This window comes from Luteibacter sp. P4_D7_3 (assembly GCF_056401735.1).
Map to the genome: position 1 here is coordinate 1 of NZ_JBFUIT010000572.1, position 1,286 is coordinate 1,286.

A 1,286-nucleotide genomic window follows, 5' to 3' on the forward strand; every position below is an offset into this window, starting at 1 on the left:
GCCATAGAGAGGGGCGAGCCCTCGGCACTTGAAACGGGCCCGATCGGTAGTGCAGCCTTGCCCACGGTAAACACGGGCACACTTCATTCGAACGGGAGTCGGACGATGAAAGCACCGGGCCAGCGTTTCTTGATGATTTACTCGGGCGTGCTGACGGCGGTCTTTGTCGTCACCGTCGCCAGCGGATTTGTCGTCTCGCCAAGGACGATGACACTCGATCAATTGGACGTCCAACGCATCAACCTGCGCGAGCCCGACGGGACCTTGCGGATGGTGATGACCAGTGCGGGCAGATCCCCGGGCATCTACTACAAGGGTAAAGAATTCCCTCATCCGGCGGGTAGAAAGGATGCTGGGTTTCTCTTCATGAACGCGGAAGGCACCGAGAATGGTGGCCTGAGTTTCGGCGGCGAGATGGGGCCCGGTGGCATCAAGGAGTCGAGCGGGCACCTTTCGTTCGACGCTTATGAGCAGGACCAGACCATAGCACTCGGTTCGGCGCAGCATGGCAAGCAACGCACGGCAACGCTGCAGTTCACCGACTATCCCGACTACTCGATCATGGAACTCGTGACGTTCCTCGAATCGACAAAGGGCTTACCCGAGGAACAACGAAACGCAAGGCTGGAAGCGTTCTTCAACGAGCGTGGCCGACCCACGCCGCGCATGATCCTCAACCGCGGTGGCAAAGACGGCAACGACGGCGTGGCGCTGACCATGGCGGACACCGCAGATCATCCGCGTATTGTGATGAAAGTGGCCGCGGACGGTACGCCGTCATTGCAGATGCTCGACACGAAAGGCAAGGTGGTCGGACAGATGGTTCCCGCGAGCTGACGTCGTGCACCCGGCGCGGTAGTCCTCAGWCGGCGAGCGACTCCCCGCGGTGATCGTCGTCCATCCAGCCCTTGCGCTTCTGCATCGCCCATTCCATATCGCGCGCCATGGATGGCGTAATCTCGGCGCCACGTAACAGCTCGGTCAGCACCTGGCGTTTCCCCAGTCCGAGAAACGAGGCCTGGTTCTCGTATGAGCAAACACCCAGCCAGTCCAGTTCGATAAGGACGCCACGAAGGTTCGCGCGCCGGTTCAGCTGTATGTCGTCGAGCGGCGAGGTGACGTGCTGATCGCGTCTGGGCGTGTAGTTGGCCCTATGCCGATGTGGCGCCAACCGTGCGGACGCGGGGGTGAGGTTGCCCATGAGCGGAGTCTCCGGAGAGGACGCCTGGCTGCGTGGCGTCCATGCGCGTGAGTACGCGCGAAACTTCGGTCGCCCGCTACCGTAG

General features: G+C 61.6%; 1 protein-coding gene and 1 pseudogene. One reads left to right on the top strand and one right to left on the bottom strand.

Features of this window, described 5'->3' with window-relative positions; translation table 11 throughout:
• Nucleotides 1-837, top strand: an 837-nt coding sequence (locus AC1DSN_RS22800; protein WP_477333135.1) for a hypothetical protein, incomplete at its 5' end; no start/stop codon positions are given.
• A gap of 25 nt (nucleotides 838-862) precedes the next feature.
• Here the strand turns inward: AC1DSN_RS22800 and AC1DSN_RS22805 are convergent.
• A pseudogene (locus tag AC1DSN_RS22805) lies at nucleotides 863-1,286 on the bottom strand (hypothetical protein); the annotation flags it as partial.